Raw genomic sequence first — 22,111 nt, forward strand, 5'->3', positions numbered from 1 at the left:
TCACAATTAACCTATTTTTTGGAGAAACATATGAGCTTTTTAAAAACCGTTGATGCTAAATTCTTCCACAACGAAATCCCTGCAAAACCAATGGGTAAGTACGCACATTTTATTACTATTCGCATTACCGAATCTTACCCATTATTCCAAACAGATGGAGAACTCAATAAAGCTAAAGTACGTGCAGGAATTCAACATCAAGAAGCAATTAGTCGTTTAGCAATGTTTAAACGTAAACAATCAACTCCTGAGCGTTTAACCGGACGAGAATTGCTGCGTAATTACAAAATTGGTGATTGGGAAAAATGCGACTACAACGTAGATTTCAGCAAAACAACTCCTGATTGTATTCTCTATGGTTTTGCAATTGGGGATGCTGGTTCGGAAAAATCTAAAGTAGTGGTGGACACAGCTTATTCAATCACTCCCTTTGAAGATTCTCACTTGAACTTTACCCTCAATGCACCATTTGAGAACGGAACTATGAGTAGAAACGGGGAAGTTACCAGCAGAATTAATAGCCAAGATCATATCTTACCCCAAGTTTTCTTCCCTAGTATTGTCACACTTAAAGATCCAACAGAAGCGGGATTTTTGTATGTATTCAATAATATCATTAGAACCCGTCATTATGGAGCACAAACAACACGCACTGGAAGGCTGAGAAATGAGCTAATTGGTATTATCTTTGCTGACGGAGAGATTGTCAGTAACCTGCGCTGGACACAGAAAATATATGACTTGTTAAATTTTGATGGGAAAATTAACCCACCCGATCCACTCAACGAAGATGATGTTCGTAAAGCTGCAATTAAAGCAATTAATGAATTAATGACTCAAGAATGTGTCACCCATACTGATTATATTGGGGATAAATTTACCCCTTTATTAGATGAAGTCAAATCAATCACCAGTAACGAAAATAAACTGCAAGAATTATTGACTCAAGCCAATGTAGAATCTTCCGCTTATGCACAGAAATATATTTCTAAGAATTCTGAAACTAAGAATTCCGATAAAAATAAAAGAGGCAAAAAAGCAGGTGCTGCAACGGAGTAAAAATCATGAGTTTTATTTACCGTTGTCACATCGAATTGCATGATAGTATGTATCATGCCACCCGCGAAATCGGCAGACTCTACGAAACCGAACCAATAATTCACAACTACGCACTCTGCTACGCACTGGGATTAGTAGATAGTGAAAAATATGCAACCACGGTTTCCGAAGAGGATTCCTACCGTTATTTTTGTCCCGAACAAGTTCCCAAATATGAGCAGCATTTAACTCCGCTCAATCAACAGGGAATTTATGTAACTCCTGCTGCTTCTATTCATCATACCTCTATTCTCAATACATGGAAATATGCCAATAATAACTACCATGTGGAGATGGAAAAAACCCAAAAGAATATTCCCAGTTTTGGGAGAGCAAAGGAAATTGCACCAGAAAGTCAATTTGAGTTTTTTGTAATTTCTCAAAAAGAACTCAAATTACCAAAATGGATTCGCTTGGGGAAATGGATGAGTAAAGCAGAAGTTACTGTGGAAAAATTACCGGAAGCGAAAACTACAAATGATTTGTTTATCTGTACCCATCCTTTAAATCCTTTGGATGTCATGTTCACTAATCAAGTGATTAGTTACGATGTGGTAAATATGCCTCCCGTTAGTCTAATTCAAAATGTACAGATGCGGGGACAGTATTACTACTTTGAGGATATCAAAGAACTAAAAATTCCTGTGCGGATGACATACCGTTTTCGAGGTTAATCACTTCTCACAATCCGAAGTACGTTTTCTTTTCTTGGCTGATGCTTGCGCCAGCAACTCTGCACTAAAACCTGTTTGATGTTGCAGCATCAATTTGCGAGTTCGCTGGCGTTGGTATCTCTGCACTTCAGCAGCAAGGGGATTTTATCTTCTCCTTAAATGATTTTTCCTAATCTAAAAGCATCTCATGCCGCATAGTTTAGTTCTCAATCTCATTCCCCAGTCTCCCATCTATCCTAATTATCTGACTGGCAGACATTACCACGCACTGTTTTTAAATCTTGTGAGTTCGGTAGATAGAACTTTGGGTGACTTACTCCATCACTCTACCGCCGACAAAGCTTTTACTCTTTCCCCTTTACAAGTAAAGTCAAGTTATACAGGTAATGGTAGTGGCAAGCGAGGACATTCAAGCCAAAAAAATTACACTTTACAATGGCAACACGAAAAACCTATTCCTCCGGGTACTCCCTGTTGGTGGCGCATCTCTCTACTAGACGACACTCTCTTTAGTCAGCTTACTCCACTTTGGCTGAATATTAATCCCGAACATGCTTGGCACTTGGGTTCTGCGGATTTGTACATTACCAGTATTCTCGGTACTCTCCAATCAACCCAACCTTGGGCAAATGCTTGTACCTATGAGCAATTATATCAGGAAGCAAGTGAGAGCGATCGCACAATTTCCCTTACCTTCACCACACCCACCGCCTTCCGCCAAGGAAAGTATGATACCACTCTCCCGACTAGAGAATGCGTATTTAATTCTTTACTAGCGCGCTGGAATAAATATAGTGGTATCGAGTTTGAAAATCTTTTTCTTGATGCTATATTTCCCAGTTTTGTCAACATTCATACAGAAATCTTAGCAGACTCTCGCAGTAAATTTATTGGCATTGTTGGGGAAGTTAATTATCGCATTTTGGGAGAAGCTGAACCCATCCAAATTAAGCAAATTAATGCTTTAGCTGACTTTGCTTTATATGCTGGAGTTGGACGGAAAACAACGATGGGTATGGGTATGACACGTAGAGTTTAGTTGTTGGTTGATGGTTGATTGTTGTTGGTTATTAGCTGCGATTTCTAATCGCTAAGTCTAAGTGCTTTATCACCACTATGAATAATATAGAATATATACCGATTGCGGCATTAAACCAATATGCCTACTGTCCACATCGCTGCTGGCGCATGTTTTGTGCAGATGAATTTATTGATAATCAATACACAATTGAGGGTACAAGTTTACATGAACGCGTACATACTTTGAGTGATGGCAATCGGGAAAACACTTGGCAAATTCGAGCAATTTATTTGAAATCCGAAAAATATCAACTCATTGGCAAATCAGACTTAATTGAATTAGAAAATAATGAATGGTATCCCATTGAATATAAGCGAGGACGTAAAGGTGAATGGGATAACGATGAGTTGCAAGTATGTGCCCAAGCATTGTGTTTAGAAGAGATGACAGGAAAACCCGTCACCACAGGATATATTTATTATGCTCACTCCCATCAACGTCAATTAGTGGAGATTTCTGAGGAATTAAGACAAAGTGCGATCGCCACAATTAAATTAGTAAAAAATCTCCTGGAAACTGGCATCATGCCAATAGCAACCTATAGCAAACGTTGCCAAGGATGCAGTTTTTTCAACCAATGTTTACCGCAATTACCAGAAAAAGTTAGGCGGTATCAAGAAGAAATTTAAGTTAGTAGTTAGTTGTTGTAGAGACGTGCCATGGCACGTCTGTACATTGGTTAGTAGTTAGTTGTTATTTTCTTCTCCCCACCTCCCCATCGATCCAATTCTAATTCCTTCACATAATTTAAAAATCAATCATGGGTACAGTATACATTACACAAGAAGATGCTTTTATCGGTAAAGTTGATGAAAGGCTCAACGTTAAATATGAGAAAAAAACAATTTTGGATGTGCCTTTAATCAAAATTGATGGTTTGGTAGTTATGGGGAGAGCTAGTATTTCTCCTGCTACGATTGCCGAATTAGTTAATCAAAAAATTCCTCTAACTTTCTTGACAAATAACGGTAAATATATTGCGCGGTTAGAACCAGAAATGAGTAAGAATATTTTCTTACGTTCTGCCCAGTGGAAAGCTAGGGGAGAATCACCACAAGCGATTCATGCTAGCAAAGGTTTTGTGAGAGGAAAGTTAAAAAACTATCGTTATTCTCTCCTAAAGTCACAACGCAGTTATCCTGATTTAGATTTGAACGGAGGACTAAATCAATTAGCAACTGCGATCGCAAATCTTGATCAAGCCACATCTATTGATTCTATCCGAGGTTTAGAAGGTGCAGGTAGTGCCGCGTATTTTAGTTGTTTTAATCAACTGATTCGCGTTGATAACTTTCAATTTCACACTCGCAACCGTCGTCCTCCTACAGATCCAGTCAACTCTTTGTTGAGTTTGGGTTATGCATTATTACGTCATGATGTGCAGGGTGCAATTAATATTGTTGGCTTCGATCCCTATTTAGGATATTTACATACAGAGCGTTATGGCAGACCATCATTAGCACTAGATTTAATGGAAGAATTTCGTCCTGTAATTGTCGATGCAGTAGTCTTAACAGCAATCAATCGTCGCATTCTCGTACCTACGGACTTTATTACCGAACCACTTAGTAATGCTGTTTCTCTCACCAAAGAAGGCTTACATAAATTTTTGCGTCTCTATCAAGAAAAGAAGCAAACAAAGTTTAAACATCCCGTCATGCAAAAGCAATACACCTATCAAGAATCCTTTGAACTGCAAGCAAGATTACTTGCAAAATACCTCATGGGCGAAATTGAAAAATATCCGCCATTGGTAATGAAGTAATTTATCTAGTTAGTGGTTAGTAGTTAGTAGTTAGTGGTTAGTGGTTTACTACTCCCCACACCTCTCACACCCAGTTAGCAATCCTGCTAATACTAAAATTGGTGGTGGTTAGTGGTTTACTACTCCCCACACCTCTCACACCGTAGAAGCTGCTGATTTGAATGCACCCTTAGCTGTGGTTAGTGGTTTACTACTCCCCACACCTCTCACACTCCTCAGACTCCCCATCTCCCCACTGCCCCTAATCCCCACCAGGGGCCCCGAGTTCCCCACCTCCCCATGTTTATTGTCGTCAGTTACGATATCCCCGAAGATAAACGTCGTACCAAAATCCACAATATTCTCAAGTCTTATGGACAGTGGATGCAGTATTCTGTATTTGAGTGCAACCTAACTGAAACTCAGTATGCTAAATTGAGGTCGCGGCTAGCAAAACTCATTAAACCTGATGAAGACAGCATCCGCTTCTATTTTCTTTGTGCTTGCTGTCAGGGTAAAATTGAGCGCATTGGTGGCGAAATGCCAATGGATACTACAGTGTTTTTTGCTTGATGATGGTGCAAACCAGTAGATGTAGAAAAAAAGCAATCAATTTTTGGGGCTGAAATGCTGATTCTGTCTAAGTTAGAGACTGATTTGATGGCAAATGAGGTCTGCACCTTTTCTGTAAATCTTACCCTGACTAGATTTGAGCCATTTTATACTCATTTGCTCTTGACAGTGCGATCGCTCAAACGCTATATTTACTCTAGGTCTGCACCACTGAACCTTGAAAACCAAATACAGCAAGGCTTCTGAATCGAGCAGTTGCAACTTAAATTAATCCCTATTAGGGATTGAAACGCTCTGATGCGACAAGACGCATATATCCTGTGCGTTGCAACTTAAATTAATCCCTATTAGGGATTGAAACTTGGGCGGCGTAGACCCGCTCGGCATTTCAGCAAAGTTGCAACTTAAATTAATCCCTATTAGGGATTGAAACCGGATGCCAAAGAAGATACTTTGCATGCATATCATCAAGTTGCAACTTAAATTAATCCCTATTAGGGATTGAAACACCCTACGCACAGATCGAAAAGGCTGATCACAAGGTTGCAACTTAAATTAATCCCTATTAGGGATTGAAACTTTTGATTTTAGAGTTAGATCTTCGACTAACTCTAGTTGCAACTTAAATTAATCCCTATTAGGGATTGAAACAAAAGTGCCACCTGTAAGGACCCCTGGGAGGAACCCCGCAAGTTGCAACTTAAATTAATCCCTATTAGGGATTGAAACATCATACAGGATAGCAGCGACGCCAAAACTCATAGTTGCAACTTAAATTAATCCCTATTAGGGATTGAAACCCAGTTGGGGATATTTGCCCCGTAATCATTCCGAATGTTGCAACTTAAATTAATCCCTATTAGGGATTGAAACATAAAAAAACTCTCATGGAGCCAGCGGGGAGCTCTGGTTGCAACTTAAATTAATCCCTATTAGGGATTGAAACAGATGGATCGCGCCTTGCCCGGAACCTGGCGGGATGCAAGTTGCAACTTAAATTAATCCCTATTAGGGATTGAAACACACTATCGTATCCGAGTTTACAGACCGCTATCGGTTGCAACTTAAATTAATCCCTATTAGGGATTGAAACGGCTTAATTATCAATGCCATCGGACAAGGATTAAGGTTGCAACTTAAATTAATCCCTATTAGGGATTGAAACGGCTTAATTATCAATGCCATCGGACAAGGATTAAGTTGCAACTTAAATTAATCCCTATTAGGGATTGAAACATCTATATTGCTGATTGGGAGAAATTAGATAATTTCTAGTTGCAACTTAAATTAATCCCTATTAGGGATTGAAACCACTAGTGTATGTGACATGCTCCCACACCTCAGCGTTGCAACTTAAATTAATCCCTATTAGGGATTGAAACTGCTATGAATCGGCTGCTTTAATTTATCAGCAATGTTGCAACTTAAATTAATCCCTATTAGGGATTGAAACCCCACCTCTGGGCAAATCTCTCCAATTGCGCCATCGAGTTGCAACTTAAATTAATCCCTATTAGGGATTGAAACGCTTTAATCGCTAGCAAGGATATACTACTATATAGTTGCAACTTAAATTAATCCCTATTAGGGATTGAAACAATTCCATTGAGAAAAATCTATTTTCATCCTATGAGTTGCAACTTAAATTAATCCCTATTAGGGATTGAAACATGGGCTAAATTCCACTCTATAAAAAGAGTGAACTGTTGCAACTTAAATTAATCCCTATTAGGGATTGAAACGCTCGCCATTGCGCCATCGATTCTGCCCCCCGCAGTTGCAACTTAAATTAATCCCTATTAGGGATTGAAACACTTGAGGGCAAAGATGCTCGCGCCTCCCGTGGGTTGCAACTTAAATTAATCCCTATTAGGGATTGAAACTATCGCCGCAATTTCACGATTCCATCGGAGCAAAGTTGCAACTTAAATTAATCCCTATTAGGGATTGAAACGGGGTTGCAGTTTCCTGGAACTCGACAGCAAGAATGTTGCAACTTAAATTAATCCCTATTAGGGATTGAAACCGCGATCGATCAAATAGCTAATTCCACGCTTGATATCGTTGCAACTTAAATTAATCCCTATTAGGGATTGAAACGTCGTGACATTGCTGTAACTAGTAATGGTGATAAGAGTTGCAACTTAAATTAATCCCTATTAGGGATTGAAACCAACCTCGCAAGATACGAATAAATCAGAGGTTTTGTTGCAACTTAAATTAATCCCTATTAGGGATTGAAACTTTGATTTTCTAGTAATCCAAACCACGATTTCTGAGTTGCAACTTAAATTAATCCCTATTAGGGATTGAAACGCTAAAAGATCATCAAAGGCTCAAAGCGATCGCTCCTCGGTTCTGGGGGTGGGCGATCGCCCTTCAGTTCGTGGTATGGAACTTGTTAACAGTGTTTAGTTTGGGGAAAGAGACTTTTGTAAGTTAAGCTAAAACCTGCTTTTTTAGTTTCTGATACAAGAGCGATCGCCCTTCATTGTCACAAGAAAGTTAAGGATGCATCGCACCCAAACGTAACAAAAGACCCCAACTATTAGAAATTTAACTCAAATGTGGTGCCTTTAAGTTTTGGGTTGGGATATGTTTCAACATAAGTTTTGATGATTTGTTGAAAAGCCTCTGCATAGCTAAATGCAGCTGCTAACTGCTCCCAACTGGGAGTACGAGAAAATTTAATTCCTCGTTCTTTAGCTGCTTTGCGACAAGCACGGTAAGAACCATACTGTTTGAGTAACTGAGTTTTATCAATTATTGTTGGCGCAGAAGGTAAAGCCGCAATAGGCGGTTCAGTTATCTGTAAGCTCTGCTGCTGCAATTCATTAACAGCAACCTGTGCAACAGTGTAGATGGCTGCGGAATTGTGCAACTCATGAAGCTGATTTTCTTTTAGATTCTCTAGTAATTGAGTGATTCGTTTTTTACCCATGAGTTTTACTTATCTAAAAGAGAGCGCCCTTGTGAAGCAGAATCTGTGTACATTTGTGGTTTTTCTCTGCGCTCCTCATCGACATCAACTTCACCAGTAACATAGGATTGGGAGACATTTGTAACATTCAGTGCTTTTGTTTCCTCACCTTTATCCTCACGCCACCATAGCACAATTGCTTTGATTGCTCGTAGGAACTTGAAGAACCGACTAGGAACAGATACATAACTCCAGTAAGCTTTTTCTGGATTATCAACATCTGAGACAGAATCAAACGCTGCTGAAAGTTTATCTAAATGTCCAGCCATCGAGCCGATTTCACGCTCTAGGTCTGTCACAATCTGCCGATTACTAGAAGCAAGCTGTTCTTTTTCTAGTTTAAGTTGGCTAATCATAACTTGTAGACGTTCTACATCTGCTTTTAACCGCAAGGCAGATTGTTTATGTTCTTCATTTCTGCGGAGCAGTTGTGAACGACTACGATTTGTAAAAATTAGACAATCTCGCATTTCTTTGTACAATTCATCTGCCTCAGCGTTGCTCAAGCTTCCAATTGTCTTGGGAAACTCTGTAGCGGAGCGAAAACGAGCAGATGATTGATTCCTACCAGTCATAGTGTTATTGAATTAATTATAAAGTTGTGTCACAAAAGTCTTTGCTTTTAACCCAAAGTGCTTAAAAGTATTGATGAGATGTAAAAATCCAAATCTTACAGAACAGCAGTAGATATATGTAAATATATCATTTTACAGCAAAAAATTTGCTAAAAGCTCCACTAGAAAAGTGTCTATAAACCTAAACATTTGTATTGCAAATACTGGTAGAAAAGACAATAACGGCGTTGCTAATTATTTTGATGAAGTATATTTAACGTTACAATGATGGTTCTGTGGTCAAGCAGGCGATCGCACCTGCTGTTGGCGATCGCACCTCCCCACCAGAGCCATAAACGGAGTTGCTGAGGGGTGAAAGATGGCAGCCAAAAGCCAAATCCGCATGACAAGCCAGAGTTTGAAAGCCTTTCACCCAGTTGAGTAGAAGGATAAGAACTGCGATCGCGGTGCTTATCAGGGAAGAGAGAGTCAGGCGATCGCTTTGGATAACTGCGAGCGCCGCAGTATTCATAGCTTGTGTTAAAACTACACCAAGGGAGCTATCTTGGCGTAAAAATCTTCATCGGCACTCCTGAAAGCAGGACGTTGCATTAAATTGTTTAAGTACTCACTCAAGGAGTCACTATCTGATAACATCCCTAGCTTCTTTGCCCATAGCAAAACCCCTCCAGTCACAATATCAGCAGTCGTAAATCGATTTGCTACCAAGTAATTGTTATCAGCAATGGACTTTCTCAAGGGTTCAGCAACTCGGTTAAACCATTCCAGAGCTTCTTGTGTAGAAATTGCAGAGCGTACCTTGGTTGGTAGTACTTTTTCCGGCAGATTAGGTAAAACATTAAACATGAAATGCTCTACAACGCGATCGCCTCTAATACCAATTTAATGTGAAGCCGCACTAAATGATTAACCCTCCACTCTTGGCGTTCTTGGCTTCTTGGCGGTTTGTTTTTTAATATTCTGTGCATCTTCATAAATAATTGCATTTCGTAAGTTCATAGCGAAATGTTTGCACAAAGACTCTGCGCCCCTCTGCGTGTACTCCGCGTCCCTCTGCGTTTCAAATCGCTACTTTTTCATGCAGTTTTCAGGCCTACTTCTATTTCTTCCGCCCGCCAAGGTGAATAGGCAAGTGCTTCCTAGATATATGCTTCTTCTAGATAGGGATATGCTTTGAGAATGTCGTTGGGGCTATGTGAGGAGTACTTAAGTTTTATCCTCCTCCCTCCTGCCTTATTTTCTCAAAAATAGCGATTAAGCTAGAAATTAGGAAGATAAATCAGGAGGCAAATTTGAACAGCGTGGTTCACTGGCAACAACGAGTAGGCAATCAACGAGACTGGGTTTGGCGGGGTTGGCAAACTCGCTACACCTACATTCGTCCGCTCCAAAATCACCAACAGACAACACCCCTGATTTTGCTACACGGGTTTGGTGCTTCTATTGGACATTGGCGACACAATTTAGAAGTATTGGGGGAACACCACACAGTCTACGCCCTTGATATGTTGGGTTTTGGCGCATCAGAAAAAGCTTGCGTTAATTACAGCATCCAGCTTTGGGTAGAACAGGTTTACGACTTTTGGAAAACATTTATTCGTCAACCTGTGATTTTAATAGGTAATTCTACTGGTTCACTGATTTCCTTAGCCGCCGCCGCCATCCATCCAGAAATGGTGCAAGGTGTAGTGATGATGAGTTTGCCAGATCCCTCATTAGAACAAGAGGCTATACCTGCTTTTCTGCATCCTGTCGTTGCCACCATTAAAAATATCGTGGCTTCGCCATTGGTGCTCAAACCCCTATTTTACTTCATTCGCCGACCAAAGTTTTTGCGTCGCTGGGCTGCGATTGCTTACGCTAACCCAGAAGCGATTACAGACGAACTAATAGAAATACTAGCTGGTCCTCCTCAAGATCGGGGTTCAGCCCGTGCTTTTAGTGCTTTGTTTAAAGCTACAATCAGCCCCAATTTTGGATTGAGTGTTAAGTCTTTATTGCCTACTTTAACAATTCCTATGCTCTTAATTTGGGGGCAAAAAGACAGGTTTGTTCCCCCTGCGCTTGCTCGTGAATTTGCTCGGTATAACGGAAATTTGCAACTGTTGAATCTAGAAAATGTCGGGCATTGTCCCCACGATGAATCCCCAGATATAATTAACCAGGCAATTTTGGATTGGATTATTTCACTTTCTAAAAGAGACCCTATTTTATCAGAATTAGCAGATGCTTAACTTTGCTAGCGTTTTACGTTAAAAATATCTGATTAAGTAAGAAATCTTGTGTGAAACTGACACAATAGAAGTTGCAACTGTTTGGAATAACACCTACCTGTGAACACGCCCATTACCCAATCAGCCACTACCCAAACTCGCAAAGCCGACCACATTCGCATCTGCTTAGAAGAAGATGTGCAATTCCAACAAACTACCAATGGACTGGAATCCTATCGTTTCATCCATTGTTGCTTACCCGAACTCGATCGCGATGAAATTGACATTAGTACTACCTTTTTGAAAAAGCGTCTCCTCGCCCCACTGCTGATTTCTTCTATGACTGGGGGAACCCAAGAAGCAGGCATAATTAACCGTCGTCTGGCGGAAGCTGCTCAACACTATAAAATTGCGATGGGCGTTGGTTCCCAGCGCGTAGCAGTGGAGAAACCTTCTGTTGCTGATACTTTCGCCGTCCGTAAATACGCTCCTGACGTTCTTCTCTTTGCCAATCTCGGCGCTGTTCAACTCAACTACGACTACGGCTTAGATGAATGTTTGCGAGTTGTTGATATCCTTGAGGCTGATGCTTTGATCTTGCATCTCAACCCACTGCAAGAGTGCATTCAACCCCGAGGCGATACAAATTTTCGGGGATTACTTGAAAAAATAGCTATTTTATGCAAGTCACTACCCGTACCAGTAATTGCTAAAGAAGTAGGCAATGGTATCTCAGCGGCAATGGCAGAGAAACTTGTTGCTGCTGGAGTGAGGGCGATTGATGTGGCAGGTGCTGGTGGTACGTCTTGGGCAAAGGTAGAAAGCGAACGGGCAGAAAGTCCTTTACAGCGGCGCTTGGGTAGAACTTTTGCAGATTGGGGTTTGCCAACAGCAGATTGTATAACCAGCATTCGTGCTGTTGCACCAGAAATACCTTTGATTGCTTCAGGAGGGTTGCGTCATGGGCTGGATGCGGCAAAAGCCCTGGCACTAGGAGCAGATATAGCTGGTTTAGCAATGCCATTTTTGCAAGCGGCTGCCTCTTCAGAAGCTGCTGTTTACGACTTGGGGAAAGTGTTAATTTCTGAGATCACCACAGTACTATTTTGTACTGGCAACGCCACCTTAGCACAATTAAAGTGTTCGGGAAGTTTAGAGCGATTGACACTCCCCTGACTATCAAAACCTCGCTATTATATTAAGAAACTTCCAAGTCCTCAAAAGCACCACAGCAACTAAAGTTGCCCGTGTCGCCTTCATCCACTACCTTAAAGGTGAGTGGTTTTCGGCTTCCCGCAATTTTCTATAAAATAAGTATAAAAGTCATCCAATTTTGCCGATTTAGGTGATAGGTGTGAGGTATTGGGTGTAAATATAAGGACTAATATTTAAGTCATTAGTCAAGAGTCCACAGTCCAAGTCTTTGACTCTTGACTCTTGACTCTTGACTCTTGACTCTTAAATAAAATATGCAGAATTTTATCAAACAAACTTTTGCCAGCTTAGTTGGAAGCGTTCTGGGACTGTTCATTTTCTTCGGTTTAGGAACTACAGGACTTTTACTGCTGCTATTTGCAGCCTCCAGAGATATGGGCCCGCAAGTTAAAGATAAGTCAATGCTAGTTTTTGACTTGTCAATGAAAATTACCGACGGGGAGCCAAGTTCTAGCCAACTGCTCCAAAAAACCCTATCTGGTGATGAGCAGGAGCAGATGAGCCTCCGCGCTGTTCTGGATTCTTTGGAAAAGGCACGGCGCGATCAACGTATTGTTGGTATCTACTTGGATGCCACTCGTACCTCCCAAGCTGACACTGCCGGCTTCGCTACTTTCAAGGAAATTCGTCAGGCGCTAGAGAAGTTCCGTGCTGGGGGAAAAAAGGTAGTAGCCTATGGCATGGATTGGGGAGAACGGGAATATTATCTGAGTTCGGTAGCCGATACAATCGTGCTTAACCCCCTAGGAGCAATGGAAATCAATGGTTTGAGTTCGCAACCATTGTTCCTGACGGGAGCCTTGCAAAAATACGGTATCGGCGTACAAGTCGTGCGGGTAGGAAAGTTTAAGGGAGCAGTTGAACCTTTTGTACTCACAAAACTGAGTCCGGAGAACCGCCAACAAACTCAAAAATTATTGAATGATGTGTGGGCAGAGTGGCGCTATGCAGTCGGAAAAAGCCGCAAAATTACCCCGGTGAAATTGCAGGCGATCGCAGATAATCAAGCGTTCTTGCAGGCAGATCAAGCCAAAGCCAATGGTTTGGTAGATAAAATCGGGTATTTCGATCAAGTAGTTGCTGACCTCAAGCGACTAACAGATAGTGATAAAGATGAGAAAAGCTTCAAGCAAATCAGCATCAACGAATACTCACAAGTTAGTGACAAGTTACTGGACAGAAAACGCGATTCCAAAAATAAAATTGCCGTAGTTTATGCTGAAGGCGAGATTGTTGACGGCCTGGGTGATGAAGGAGATATCGGTGGCGATCGCTTTGCCAGAATCTTCCGCAGACTGCGACAAGATAAAGATGTGAAGGCGATCGTTCTGCGAATCAACAGCCCCGGTGGTAGTGCTACAGCCGCGGAAGTCATGCAACGAGAAGTGCGGCTAACTCGGGAAGTTAAACCAGTTGTAGTGTCGATGGGTGATTTTGCCGCCTCTGGTGGCTACTGGATTGCCAGCGATTCTAACCGTATATTTGCTGAGCCAAATACAATTACGGGTTCAATCGGTGTATTTGGAATTCTGTTCAATGCTGAAAAACTAGCCAGTAACAACGGCGTCACCTGGGATACAGTTAAAACCGCACGCTATGCCGATAGCCAAACGCTTTCTCGCCCCAAAACACCTGATGAATTGGCACTTTACCAACGTAGTGTCAACAAAATTTACAGTCTATTTCTCGATAAAGTTGCCCAAGGTCGGAAAATTCCAGAAGCAAAGGTAGCAGAAATTGCCCAAGGTCGAGTCTGGTCTGGTACAGCAGCGAAACAAATTGGTTTAGTAGATGAAATTGGCGGTTTGGATGCTGCTATTGCCTACGCGGCTGGACAAGCCAAGTTAGGAAAAGATTGGCAATTGCAAGAATATCCCCAATTTGGAACTTTGGGAGAGCGTCTATTTGGACGAACCCCAGAAGAAGCGCGAACTGCTCTCAAACTAGATGAAACACAACTAAAACTACCAGAGCCGCTCATAACTGAATTACAAAAACTACAAGCTGAAATCTCAATTCTGCAAAAGCTGAACGATCCGCAGGGTGTCTACGCCCGTTTGCCTTTCAACTTAAAAATTGAATAGACTGAATTTTCATAATGAGGCTATGCACCTGCGGTTCAGATCCCACAGGTGCTTTTGCCAGCATTAAGTTTTTTTCGTTATTTAATCGCCGAAAGTGCACGTCCACATACACCTGCGGCTATACCCGATGAAGCCGCCAAAGAAGGTTGATTGTAAACAACACCAGCCACAGCTCCTACAACTAGAGCCATAAAAGCACTCAATGCCATTTTACGCAAGATACTCATTTTGATTCCTCTAGCCAGGTTTTAATAGGGATTACCTATTATTAATTTTCTCCCAAAAAGGATAAATTATATCAGCTTGAACCAGGCACAAAATCTTGTTTGGCATCAGGCGATCGCTCTCGATTGTTGTATTAAAGTTGCTGACACCAGAGCAACGGTTGTGTAAAGTAGTTGAGGAATCTTTGCAATCCATCAAATTTTCACAACCATCTATGGATAGAAAAACCAAACGCCTTTTACTGCTTGTCGTTTCTTGTAGTCTAGCTGGTGTAATTTTAGGAGGTACGGCTAGTTGGGCAGAAAGCAATACCTGTTTGCAAGCGAGTACAGTTACGAATGAGTGCCTGACCAAAGACCCGATCGCTAAAACTATACAGGGAATGAGTACTGGTTTGGTAGCTGGGGCAGGAGCGGCTTTTGGTGTAGCGTGGCAGCACCGTCATGAAGATTAATTGATTGTTATTTTTTCATCAAGTTTTGAGCTTTAGAAGGTGTATTTTGGGCGTTTAAAGCTCAAGCTTAAAACTAGGGATTGGGTTTGATTCTTCCCCAACCCCTGTACCCAATCCCCCCAAGATTCACGCCACTAACCCTGAACGCAAGGCACGAACAGCTGCTTGGGTACGATCGTCAGCACAGAGTTTATTTAGAATGTTGCGTACGTGGGTTTTAACCGTTCCGACAGTAATATACAGTTTCTCTGCAATCTGACCATTACTACACCCAGCTACAATCAACTCCAGAATCTCCAATTCCCGTTGAGTTAAGGGATAAGTTTCTAAAACTTGTTCATATTCTGGTGCTAGGGCATCTATTTTTACTGTCTTGGGCTTATCGGATAACTCCTTAGTTGGCAAACCTTTCCGCATCTGCAACAACACAACGTTGGCGATCGCTGGATCGATCCAGGAGTTACCTTCGTATGTTGCTTGAATTGCTTCTGTTAATCTATCGATACTTGTATCTTTCATGTAATAAGAGTCTGCCCCTGCCGCAAAAGCAGCAAGTACTGTATCCTCGGAGTGTTCCATTGTCAGGATGAGGATTTTGGTTGAAGCGTCCTCATTCTCGGCTTGCCACTGTCTAAATTTGCGGGTGAGTTCAATACCATCCATATCAGGCAAGCCAATATCCACAACAGCCACATCAGGCTTGGCAGTTTCCAATAATTTCAGACCTTTAGTGGCATTTGCTGCTTCTCCAATAACTCGAATTGCGCTATCAGTCTGTAATGCAGCTTTTAGCCCCATTCGTGTCAAGTCATGATCTTCAATTAAAACAATACTAATTTCACTCATTGCTACTCGTACTCTCCGCCGATCGCATCTGTCGAAAGTCGACTTTGTGACTTTTGTTTTTTATTTTCCAAAACCTAAGATAGATGATCTTTTCATAAACCTGCATCCACCAATAGAAATAGCATTTTTACATATCTTAACCAGTGGATATAGGCAAAATCTAGCCAAGGATATAGGTTAGTTTATGAAGTATTATGAAATACTGACATGAAATTTAGCTGTAATAATTTTGAGTAATTAACCAACAACATTCATTAAATAAAGAGTATAAGAGTGTAAAGAAGGAGAAAACAATCAGTAGTTGAAACCTATCTTTAAAACTACTCTTTTCCCACTTGAAAAATACCTATGGTTACAGGAGGGATTTTTGAAACGAACCAGGCGATTAAATGGTCTAGACAATTGCCCAAGGATTGTGAACCCACAACTATCACGGTTAAAGTACAGACGTAGCATGCTACGTCTCTACGACGCTGGTTTGTCAGTCTGCGGATTAATGATCCAACAGATGAAATTATGCAACCTCTTGATAGTGCTGTGGGGTTGGATGTTGGGATTAGTAGTCTCGTTACCCTGAGTACGGGTGAAAAGATTGCTAATCCTAAAGCGTTTGACAAACACTACCAAAAACTCAGGAAAGTGCAAAAGTCTTTGAGTCGTAAACAGAAAGGTTCTCGCAATCGAGATAAAGCAAGACTCAAAGTAGCTCGTGTTCAAGCTAAAATCTCCGACTCCAGGAAAGACCATTCTCGCTTCGCTCCAATGAAAAATTAAAAATGAAAAACGAAAAAATTTTCATTTTTCATTTTTCATTTTTCATTGTTCGTGGTACGGTCGAAACTTGGTAAAAATTGACCGTTGGTTTCCTAGCTCTAAACGCTGTGGTAACTGCGGACAAATTGTTGAGAAACTGCCGTTGAATATTCGGGAGTGGGATTGCCCCAGTTGCGGAACGCACCACGACCGAGATATCAATGCCGCAAGAAATATTTTGGCGGTGGGACACACCGTTGCAGTCTGTGGAGCGAACCTAAGACCTGATAGGCATAAGTCTAAAGGGCAGTTGCGAAAAACCAGTAATGGAAGGAAACAGAAACCCAATCCGTGAGTTTTGGGAATCTCCCGCTACACCGTCAGGTTAGCGGGAGAGGATGTCAAGAAACCAGATGGGACTGTAACTGAGGTAAATCAGGCAGCGTTGGATTTTGGAGGACTTGATAGCGCTGCTTTGATTGGTCGTCCCTTTTGGGAAGCTAGTTGGTGGACAATTTCACCACAGACTCAAGGCGAATTACAAAGAGCGATCGCTGCTGCGGCGCAAGGAGAATGCATTCGCTACGAAGTTGATGTTCTGGGTGCGGAGAATGAAATTGCAACGATTGACTTTTCCATTAAACCAATTCGAGATCAAACAGAGCAAGTAGTTTTGTTAGCTTGGGAAGGTTGGGACATTAGCAATTACAAGCGTGCTGAAGCAGAAATCCGCCAACTCAAATCACAACTACAGCAAAGTGTGAGCGCACCAACAGCACTAATAGAAGTTGCCACGCACCAAAAAGAACAATTACTGCAAGCCGAGATGGAATGCTGATGGTAGTTTTGCTGGATATATAGGTTCATGCATTGATATTAGCGATCGCAAGCAGACAGAATTAAATCTGACGCGGATGAATACGATTTTGACCCAAACAACAGCGATGTTGAAGAAGCGCAATGATGAATTAGATCAATTTGCCTATGTGGCTTCCCATGATTTGAAAGCACCTTTACGGGCGATCGCTAATCTTTCCGAATGGATTGAAGTTTGGCAATTGTTAAGAAAATTGTAGAAACCGAAACAGGTGCGATCGCCTTGGAGTCCCGCCTTGGTGGAGGTAGCACCTTCCGCTTTACTTGGCCTAAGCAAGCGAGAGAATAAAAATATTTCAGCTTTTTATAGACAAAACTTTCTTGGCAACTATGACCAATGGCTGAAGACGTAGTTCAATTGGTCAAATTACAATTGATTTAGCTACTTTAAGTAGTAATTTTTTTTACTACTTTTTCTTGGTTCTATGCTTTAAAGTTGTGGAACTTAATATTTAATGCTGTTAGTGGCTGTTGGTTGCAACATACATCTGCTGAGCAGCAACAAACAAAGTCTCAACTGAGATTTATAGCAAATAAAGTAAGATAGCAATTATTTTCAGTTCGCTAATTACTAATTTTTAAAACTATTTATGATTTAGTAATTAGCTGCCACCCTGACTCTGATAGTCTAGTCAAAAAACCAAATTAGAGAGAAAACCAACTCAATTTAAACTGAAAGATGGCAGAAAGATCAATCAATATACTGTTAGTGGAGGATGATGAAGTAGATGTAATGAATGTCAAGCGGGCATTCAAAAAAGTTAATATTACCAACCCACTTTATGTTGCCACTAACGGACTCGAAGCTCTAACAACGCTACGTGGTAACAATGGAAAACCTCCAGAGGTTCCTGATTCACGGCGCTTAATTTTGCTGGATTTAAATATGCCCAAAATGGGTGGAATCGAATTCTTGCAAGAGCTACGATCGGACTCACAATTAAGACCAACTCCTGTAGTAGTGATGACAACTTCCAATCAAGATAAAGACCGAGTGGAAGCTTATAATTTGAATGTTGCTGGCTATCTGTTGAAGCCTGTGACATTTGCTAATTTTATTGAACTAATGGCAACGCTCAACAAATATTGGACGCTGTGCGAAATGCCTTAATTAGTCATTAGTCATTAGTCCTCAGTCATTAGTCTAATGACGATTGACAAATGACAAATGACAAATGACAAATTTTTTAGGGTGGTTGAAAAATTTCAATGTTATACAAGAATTTATATGTAAGAGCAATAGCTAATGGCGATGGAAGAAACGCTAAAAATACTAGTTGTAGACGATGACGAAGTAGACCGCATGGGAGTGCGCCGAGCCTTAAAGGCAGCTGGTGTAAATGTAGAGCTGTTTGAGGCGGAGGATTGTAACGGCGCGATCGCTGCCTTGAGGAATACTTCTTTCGACTGCGTTTTCCTTGACTATCGCTTACCAGATCAAGATGGTTTAACCTTAATCAATGAAATACGTTCTCACGGCGTCAAAGTACCTTTGGTAGTCCTCACGGGCCAAGGAGATGAGCAAATTGCTGTGGAACTGATGAAAGCGGGTGCTACAGACTACCTCTCCAAGTCTAGAGTCTCCCCAGAAACCCTGGCACAAGTTCTGCGGAATGCCATGCGGGTTTACAAAGCCGAAGTGCAAGTAGCTTTAGCAAATCAACGACTGCGAGAAAGCAATGAGTTGCTAAGTCGTAAAAATCAAGAACTTGAGGCTCAACAGCAACAGATAGAATTACAAAACCTTAAACTCAAAGAAGCATCACAGCTAAAATCGCAGTTTTTAGCAACCATATCTCATGAATTGCGAACCCCGATGAATGCCATTATTGGCTTTTCACAGTTATTGTTACGTCCTAAATGCGGGGATTTGACTACCCAGCAGAGAGATATGGTAGAACGCATCCTCAACAACAGCAAGCACTTACTAATGCTGCTCAATGAAGTTCTCGACTTTTCTAAATTAGAGGCAGGTAGGTTAAATCTCAAGCCAGAAATATTTGATCTCTCACAGGTAGTCAAAACCACCGTAGCGGAAACCACGTCCCTAGCAGAGGCAAAAAAACTTTCCGTGCACGTTCAGGCTGAATTGCAAAACCGCATGGTGTTTAACGATCCTCTGCGCTTGCGACAAATTCTAATGAATTTACTATCTAATGCAATTAAATTTACAGAGTCGGGTAGCATCGGAGTAGATGTCAAAGAACTGGCAGATAATCGAATCGAAATAGCAGTTTGGGATACAGGTATTGGTATTGCTTCCTCAGATTTACAATATATTTTTGAAGCTTTCCGACAACTTGACCAGAGTATCACTCGCAAATATCCTGGCACAGGTCTGGGTTTACCGATTGTAGATGCACTAGTGCAAATGATGGGTGGCAAAATCAGTGTCGAAAGTGAATTGGGTCAAGGTTCGGTGTTTCGCATTGAACTGCCGCGTCACATTTCATCAAAGCAGCAAAATCAAGATAGAATGTCCAAACTTACTCACCTATCATCAACATCAAAAAAACACTTAGCCAAACAACAAGACAACCTCCGTTTTGCTCAAGAAGGAATGCAGGGACTACCAAGAGAAAGAGGAGACAGGTAATTTTCACCCACTTGCTAGCAGCTAAAATAATAAATTGTTTTGCAGTTGAAAAGTAAATAAAATATGTTACCAGCTACAAATTCAAAAGTAGATCGTATTCTTGCTGTCGATGATACTCCCGACAACCTCGTTCTGCTGCAAACAATTTTGGAGATTGAGGGGTACGAAATTGAATTAGTAGCAGATGGTGCAACTGCCTTACAAAAAATAGAACAATCTCCCCCCGATTTGATTCTGCTAGATGTGATGATGCCAGGGTTGGATGGTTATGAAGTCACGCGCCGCATCCGTAGCAACCCACTTATAGATTACATTCCCATCCTGTTGTTAACTGCGTTTCATGATGTCAGTGTGGTTGAAGGTTTAGATGCAGGGGCAGATGACTTTATCCGCAAACCATTCGATCAAGATGAACTACTCGCCAGAGTGCGATCGCTGTTGCGATTAAAGCACAGTCTTGACGAACAAAAAAAATTATTTAGCCAGCAAGAAGACTTTGTTTCTCGTCTGACTCACGATTTGCGGACTCCTTTAGTGGCCGCAGACAGAATGCTGAATTTATTTCAACAGGAAGCCTTCTGCAAAATCTCGCCAGAAATGAAACAGGCGATCGCCGCTATGATTCGCAGTAATCAAAACCTGTTGGAAATGGTCAACACCCTGCTAGAAGTCCATCGTTTTGAGGCAGGTAAAAAGACCTTGCAATTTGAAAGCTGCAATCTCCGTCAGATTATTGAAGAAGTCGTTCAAGAACTCAGTCCGCTTGCTGATGAAAAGGACTTGATGCTGAAAATCGATGCCAGCAAATTAGATCCAAACGATGAAAGTGCAAGCACAGTCATGGGCGATCGCCTAGAACTGCGACGGATTTTCAGTAACTTGATTGGAAATGCGATTAAATTTACAGATACAGGTGGGATAAACGTTCGCATTTTGGAAACGTCTCCATCTTCCACCAATCAAAAATGGGTAATAACAGAAGTACAAGACACCGGGTACGGAATTGCTGCGGACGACCTGCCGACACTTTTTGAACGGTTTCGTCAAGGTAAAAACAAACGCGCTGGCAGTGGCTTGGGCTTACATCTTTCGCGCCGTATTGCCGAGTTTCATGGTGGCACTATTGAAGTAGCCTCTGAACTTGGTAAAGGCAGTGTTTTTACAGTTAAATTGCCAAAATTATAAGCCAAATTGAAAGTTTGAATTTATAAAAAAATCTTAAAATGTAGCTTATTTCTAACACAAGTCCACAGCCGAATAATTATCTAATTTTTCACCAACATAACGGTAAATTATTGCCTCTAAATCTTCAATCATATAAGGCTTGCTGATGTAATCATCAAACCCCGCATCTAAGATGCGTTCTCGATCTTCTGTACTGGCCAAAGCTGTGACTGCAACAACAGTAATATTGCGAGTTAGCGGTTCTTGCTTTAGATAGCGCATAACATCAATCCCATTGATACTTGGCAACAAAATATCCAACAGGATCAAGTCTGGCTGATACTCTTTAGCTACCAGTACAGTAGTTGAACTGTCTGTTTGACAAATCAGTCTACAGCCTAGTGATTCAAGAGTATAACTCATCAGCAGCAAATTATCATCATTATCTTCCACTGCTAAAATTAACGGCGGTTGGAAGTTTTGCTTATTTTGTTCACCCATAACCACTTGTGCCAGTTCCATTCCTTCTCCAGAAAATCTCATTTGCATTCATAGTCTATGCTTGAATGAACAGACGAGGCATTCCGAAAGCGGCTGGATAGCGCTCATTCAAGACTGGCTCGCTTCTCAACTCTATCAAGTCGATTGCCTTTGCTCTCCAAGGATAGAGTGTCAGAGGAAAGAGTATCTCAAGTTGAAAGAGTGGAGCTATACCTCTTGATTATAAGCAAAATAAAGGAAAGATCTAGCAGATTAATTATAAGTACTTAATATATTTAATTATTTTTTAATATAGTCTCTCTAATGTAATGCTAATCGGCACAAATGCATATATTTTTTGTGGCGTTGCTGAATCAAGATATGAATTTACAATTCACGGGTATGTAGAGACGTAGCATTGCTACGTCTCTACAATGATTTGGCATCGAACTACAAAAATGTATGCACACATAATTCATG

The 22,111-nt window shown here is 41.2% G+C and carries 25 protein-coding genes and 2 CRISPR repeat arrays; of the genes, 18 read left to right on the top strand and 7 right to left on the bottom strand.

Annotated elements, in window-relative coordinates:
• Positions 1-30 precede the first annotated feature (30 nt).
• From cas7d to HXY43_RS13125, 7 genes are all read left to right on the top strand, one after another.
• Complete coding sequence (gene cas7d / locus HXY43_RS13095; RefSeq protein WP_290883620.1) at positions 31-1,059, top strand: type I-D CRISPR-associated protein Cas7/Csc2; 1,029 nt, start codon at positions 31-33, stop codon at positions 1,057-1,059.
• A gap of 5 nt (positions 1,060-1,064) precedes the next feature.
• Positions 1,065-1,772: a type I-D CRISPR-associated protein Cas5/Csc1 gene (gene cas5d, locus HXY43_RS13100; RefSeq protein WP_009458811.1), complete on the top strand. Its 708-nt coding sequence runs from the start codon at positions 1,065-1,067 to the stop codon at positions 1,770-1,772.
• A gap of 187 nt (positions 1,773-1,959) precedes the next feature.
• Positions 1,960-2,811: a CRISPR-associated endoribonuclease Cas6 gene (cas6, locus tag HXY43_RS13105; protein WP_102219629.1), complete on the top strand. Its 852-nt coding sequence runs from the start codon at positions 1,960-1,962 to the stop codon at positions 2,809-2,811.
• A gap of 77 nt (positions 2,812-2,888) precedes the next feature.
• On the top strand, positions 2,889-3,482 hold the full coding sequence (gene cas4, locus HXY43_RS13110; RefSeq protein ID WP_290883621.1) for a CRISPR-associated protein Cas4: 594 nt from the start codon (positions 2,889-2,891) through the stop codon (positions 3,480-3,482).
• Positions 3,483-3,613: 131 nt separating this feature from the next.
• Positions 3,614-4,618, top strand: coding sequence for a type I-D CRISPR-associated endonuclease Cas1d (cas1d, locus tag HXY43_RS13115; RefSeq protein ID WP_290883622.1), 1,005 nt, complete (start codon positions 3,614-3,616; stop codon positions 4,616-4,618).
• A 33-nt stretch (positions 4,619-4,651) separates the two neighbouring features.
• A CRISPR array of direct repeats spans positions 4,652-4,831; the repeat unit is 37 nt; unit sequence GTGGTTAGTGGTTTACTACTCCCCACACCTCTCACAC.
• Between the two features lie 66 nt (positions 4,832-4,897).
• Positions 4,898-5,170 (top strand): CRISPR-associated endonuclease Cas2, encoded by a 273-nt coding sequence (cas2, locus tag HXY43_RS13120; protein ID WP_009458815.1) that lies wholly within the window; start codon positions 4,898-4,900, stop codon positions 5,168-5,170.
• Positions 5,171-5,224: 54 nt separating this feature from the next.
• A complete protein-coding gene (locus HXY43_RS13125) occupies positions 5,225-5,416 on the top strand; it encodes a hypothetical protein (protein WP_146006310.1) in 192 nt (63 codons plus the stop codon).
• An 8-nt stretch (positions 5,417-5,424) separates the two neighbouring features.
• Positions 5,425-7,486: direct repeats of the CRISPR family, unit length 37 nt; unit sequence GTTGCAACTTAAATTAATCCCTATTAGGGATTGAAAC.
• A 232-nt stretch (positions 7,487-7,718) separates the two neighbouring features.
• Here HXY43_RS13125 and HXY43_RS13130 read toward each other — a convergent pair.
• The 4 genes from HXY43_RS13130 to HXY43_RS13145 form a co-directional block, all read right to left on the bottom strand.
• The gene (locus tag HXY43_RS13130; protein WP_290883623.1) at positions 7,719-8,111 is read right to left on the bottom strand and encodes a hypothetical protein; all 393 of its coding nucleotides are present in this window, start codon (positions 8,109-8,111) and stop codon (positions 7,719-7,721) included.
• Between the two features lie 5 nt (positions 8,112-8,116).
• Positions 8,117-8,725, bottom strand: coding sequence for a hypothetical protein (locus HXY43_RS13135; protein ID WP_290883624.1), 609 nt, complete (start codon positions 8,723-8,725; stop codon positions 8,117-8,119).
• A gap of 259 nt (positions 8,726-8,984) precedes the next feature.
• On the bottom strand, positions 8,985-9,236 hold the full coding sequence (locus HXY43_RS13140) for a hypothetical protein (RefSeq protein WP_290883625.1): 252 nt from the start codon (positions 9,234-9,236) through the stop codon (positions 8,985-8,987).
• A gap of 14 nt (positions 9,237-9,250) precedes the next feature.
• Positions 9,251-9,571, bottom strand: a complete 321-nt coding sequence (locus tag HXY43_RS13145; RefSeq protein WP_290883626.1) for a glutathione binding-like protein — start codon at positions 9,569-9,571, stop codon at positions 9,251-9,253.
• A gap of 446 nt (positions 9,572-10,017) precedes the next feature.
• Between HXY43_RS13145 and HXY43_RS13150 the strand changes: the two genes are divergently transcribed.
• The 3 genes from HXY43_RS13150 (at position 10,018) to sppA (ending at position 14,237) form a co-directional block, all read left to right on the top strand.
• On the top strand, positions 10,018-10,959 hold the full coding sequence (locus tag HXY43_RS13150; RefSeq protein ID WP_290883627.1) for an alpha/beta fold hydrolase: 942 nt from the start codon (positions 10,018-10,020) through the stop codon (positions 10,957-10,959).
• 99 nt (positions 10,960-11,058) lie between these two features.
• Entirely contained in the window at positions 11,059-12,114 is a 1,056-nt protein-coding gene (fni, locus tag HXY43_RS13155) for a type 2 isopentenyl-diphosphate Delta-isomerase (RefSeq protein WP_290883628.1), read from the top strand.
• Positions 12,115-12,407: 293 nt separating this feature from the next.
• Positions 12,408-14,237 (top strand): signal peptide peptidase SppA, encoded by a 1,830-nt coding sequence (gene sppA / locus HXY43_RS13160; RefSeq protein ID WP_290883629.1) that lies wholly within the window; start codon positions 12,408-12,410, stop codon positions 14,235-14,237.
• 77 nt (positions 14,238-14,314) lie between these two features.
• On the opposite strand, the gene HXY43_RS13165 is transcribed toward sppA, so the two are convergent.
• On the bottom strand, positions 14,315-14,464 hold the full coding sequence (locus tag HXY43_RS13165) for a hypothetical protein (protein ID WP_197036123.1): 150 nt from the start codon (positions 14,462-14,464) through the stop codon (positions 14,315-14,317).
• Between the two features lie 212 nt (positions 14,465-14,676).
• On the opposite strand from HXY43_RS13165, the gene HXY43_RS13170 reads away from it, so the two are divergent.
• A complete protein-coding gene (locus tag HXY43_RS13170; RefSeq protein ID WP_290883636.1) occupies positions 14,677-14,916 on the top strand; it encodes a hypothetical protein in 240 nt (79 codons plus the stop codon).
• A gap of 126 nt (positions 14,917-15,042) precedes the next feature.
• On the opposite strand, the gene HXY43_RS13175 is transcribed toward HXY43_RS13170, so the two are convergent.
• On the bottom strand, positions 15,043-15,762 hold the full coding sequence (locus tag HXY43_RS13175; RefSeq protein WP_026734768.1) for a response regulator transcription factor: 720 nt from the start codon (positions 15,760-15,762) through the stop codon (positions 15,043-15,045).
• Positions 15,763-16,278: 516 nt separating this feature from the next.
• Here HXY43_RS13175 and HXY43_RS13180 point away from each other — a divergent pair.
• The 7 genes from HXY43_RS13180 (at position 16,279) to HXY43_RS13210 (ending at position 21,172) form a co-directional block, all read left to right on the top strand.
• Positions 16,279-16,536 carry a transposase gene (locus HXY43_RS13180; protein ID WP_290883630.1) on the top strand — a complete coding sequence of 86 codons (258 nt, stop codon included), beginning with the start codon at positions 16,279-16,281 and terminating at the stop codon, positions 16,534-16,536.
• A 67-nt stretch (positions 16,537-16,603) separates the two neighbouring features.
• Positions 16,604-16,870 (top strand): zinc ribbon domain-containing protein, encoded by a 267-nt coding sequence (locus HXY43_RS13185; RefSeq protein WP_290883631.1) that lies wholly within the window; start codon positions 16,604-16,606, stop codon positions 16,868-16,870.
• A gap of 3 nt (positions 16,871-16,873) precedes the next feature.
• On the top strand, positions 16,874-17,353 hold the full coding sequence (locus HXY43_RS13190) for a PAS domain-containing protein (RefSeq protein ID WP_290883632.1): 480 nt from the start codon (positions 16,874-16,876) through the stop codon (positions 17,351-17,353).
• Positions 17,304-17,591: a hypothetical protein gene (locus HXY43_RS13195; protein ID WP_290883633.1), complete on the top strand. Its 288-nt coding sequence runs from the start codon at positions 17,304-17,306 to the stop codon at positions 17,589-17,591. The genes HXY43_RS13190 and HXY43_RS13195 overlap by 50 nt, the downstream gene beginning before the upstream one ends.
• A gap of 479 nt (positions 17,592-18,070) precedes the next feature.
• Positions 18,071-18,502, top strand: coding sequence for a response regulator (locus HXY43_RS13200; protein WP_290883634.1), 432 nt, complete (start codon positions 18,071-18,073; stop codon positions 18,500-18,502).
• A 141-nt stretch (positions 18,503-18,643) separates the two neighbouring features.
• Positions 18,644-19,987, top strand: coding sequence for an ATP-binding protein (locus HXY43_RS13205; RefSeq protein ID WP_290883637.1), 1,344 nt, complete (start codon positions 18,644-18,646; stop codon positions 19,985-19,987).
• A 63-nt stretch (positions 19,988-20,050) separates the two neighbouring features.
• Positions 20,051-21,172: a hybrid sensor histidine kinase/response regulator gene (locus HXY43_RS13210; protein ID WP_290883635.1), complete on the top strand. Its 1,122-nt coding sequence runs from the start codon at positions 20,051-20,053 to the stop codon at positions 21,170-21,172.
• Between the two features lie 51 nt (positions 21,173-21,223).
• Here the strand turns inward: HXY43_RS13210 and HXY43_RS13215 are convergent, their stop codons facing one another.
• The gene (locus HXY43_RS13215) at positions 21,224-21,694 is read right to left on the bottom strand and encodes a response regulator (RefSeq protein ID WP_290883638.1); all 471 of its coding nucleotides are present in this window, start codon (positions 21,692-21,694) and stop codon (positions 21,224-21,226) included.
• Positions 21,695-22,111 lie beyond the last annotated feature (417 nt).

This window comes from Fischerella sp. (assembly GCF_013388695.1).
In the GTDB taxonomy this organism is placed as follows: Bacteria; Cyanobacteriota; Cyanobacteriia; order Cyanobacteriales; family Nostocaceae; genus PCC9605.

What these genes read in the sequence shown, in the direction of transcription:
- cas7d (WP_290883620.1), top strand. Translation starts at nt 31, where the DNA reads ATGAGCTTTTTAAAAACCGTTGATGCTAAATTCTTCCACAACGAAATC.
- HXY43_RS13165 (WP_197036123.1), bottom strand. Translation starts at nt 14,464, where the DNA reads ATGAGTATCTTGCGTAAAATGGCATTGAGTGCTTTTATGGCTCTAGTT.
- HXY43_RS13145 (WP_290883626.1), bottom strand. Translation starts at nt 9,571, where the DNA reads ATGTTTAATGTTTTACCTAATCTGCCGGAAAAAGTACTACCAACCAAG.
- HXY43_RS13175 (WP_026734768.1), bottom strand. Translation starts at nt 15,762, where the DNA reads ATGAGTGAAATTAGTATTGTTTTAATTGAAGATCATGACTTGACACGA.
- cas1d (WP_290883622.1), top strand. Translation starts at nt 3,614, where the DNA reads ATGGGTACAGTATACATTACACAAGAAGATGCTTTTATCGGTAAAGTT.
- HXY43_RS13170 (WP_290883636.1), top strand. Translation starts at nt 14,677, where the DNA reads ATGGATAGAAAAACCAAACGCCTTTTACTGCTTGTCGTTTCTTGTAGT.
- cas5d (WP_009458811.1), top strand. Translation starts at nt 1,065, where the DNA reads ATGAGTTTTATTTACCGTTGTCACATCGAATTGCATGATAGTATGTAT.
- HXY43_RS13135 (WP_290883624.1), bottom strand. Translation starts at nt 8,725, where the DNA reads ATGACTGGTAGGAATCAATCATCTGCTCGTTTTCGCTCCGCTACAGAG.
- HXY43_RS13125 (WP_146006310.1), top strand. Translation starts at nt 5,225, where the DNA reads ATGCTGATTCTGTCTAAGTTAGAGACTGATTTGATGGCAAATGAGGTC.
- HXY43_RS13205 (WP_290883637.1), top strand. Translation starts at nt 18,644, where the DNA reads ATGGAAGAAACGCTAAAAATACTAGTTGTAGACGATGACGAAGTAGAC.
- HXY43_RS13140 (WP_290883625.1), bottom strand. Translation starts at nt 9,236, where the DNA reads ATGAATACTGCGGCGCTCGCAGTTATCCAAAGCGATCGCCTGACTCTC.
- HXY43_RS13130 (WP_290883623.1), bottom strand. Translation starts at nt 8,111, where the DNA reads ATGGGTAAAAAACGAATCACTCAATTACTAGAGAATCTAAAAGAAAAT.
- cas6 (WP_102219629.1), top strand. Translation starts at nt 1,960, where the DNA reads ATGCCGCATAGTTTAGTTCTCAATCTCATTCCCCAGTCTCCCATCTAT.
- cas2 (WP_009458815.1), top strand. Translation starts at nt 4,898, where the DNA reads ATGTTTATTGTCGTCAGTTACGATATCCCCGAAGATAAACGTCGTACC.
- cas4 (WP_290883621.1), top strand. Translation starts at nt 2,889, where the DNA reads ATGAATAATATAGAATATATACCGATTGCGGCATTAAACCAATATGCC.
- HXY43_RS13210 (WP_290883635.1), top strand. Translation starts at nt 20,051, where the DNA reads ATGTTACCAGCTACAAATTCAAAAGTAGATCGTATTCTTGCTGTCGAT.
- sppA (WP_290883629.1), top strand. Translation starts at nt 12,408, where the DNA reads ATGCAGAATTTTATCAAACAAACTTTTGCCAGCTTAGTTGGAAGCGTT.
- HXY43_RS13215 (WP_290883638.1), bottom strand. Translation starts at nt 21,694, where the DNA reads ATGAGATTTTCTGGAGAAGGAATGGAACTGGCACAAGTGGTTATGGGT.
- HXY43_RS13180 (WP_290883630.1), top strand. Translation starts at nt 16,279, where the DNA reads ATGCAACCTCTTGATAGTGCTGTGGGGTTGGATGTTGGGATTAGTAGT.
- HXY43_RS13200 (WP_290883634.1), top strand. Translation starts at nt 18,071, where the DNA reads ATGGCAGAAAGATCAATCAATATACTGTTAGTGGAGGATGATGAAGTA.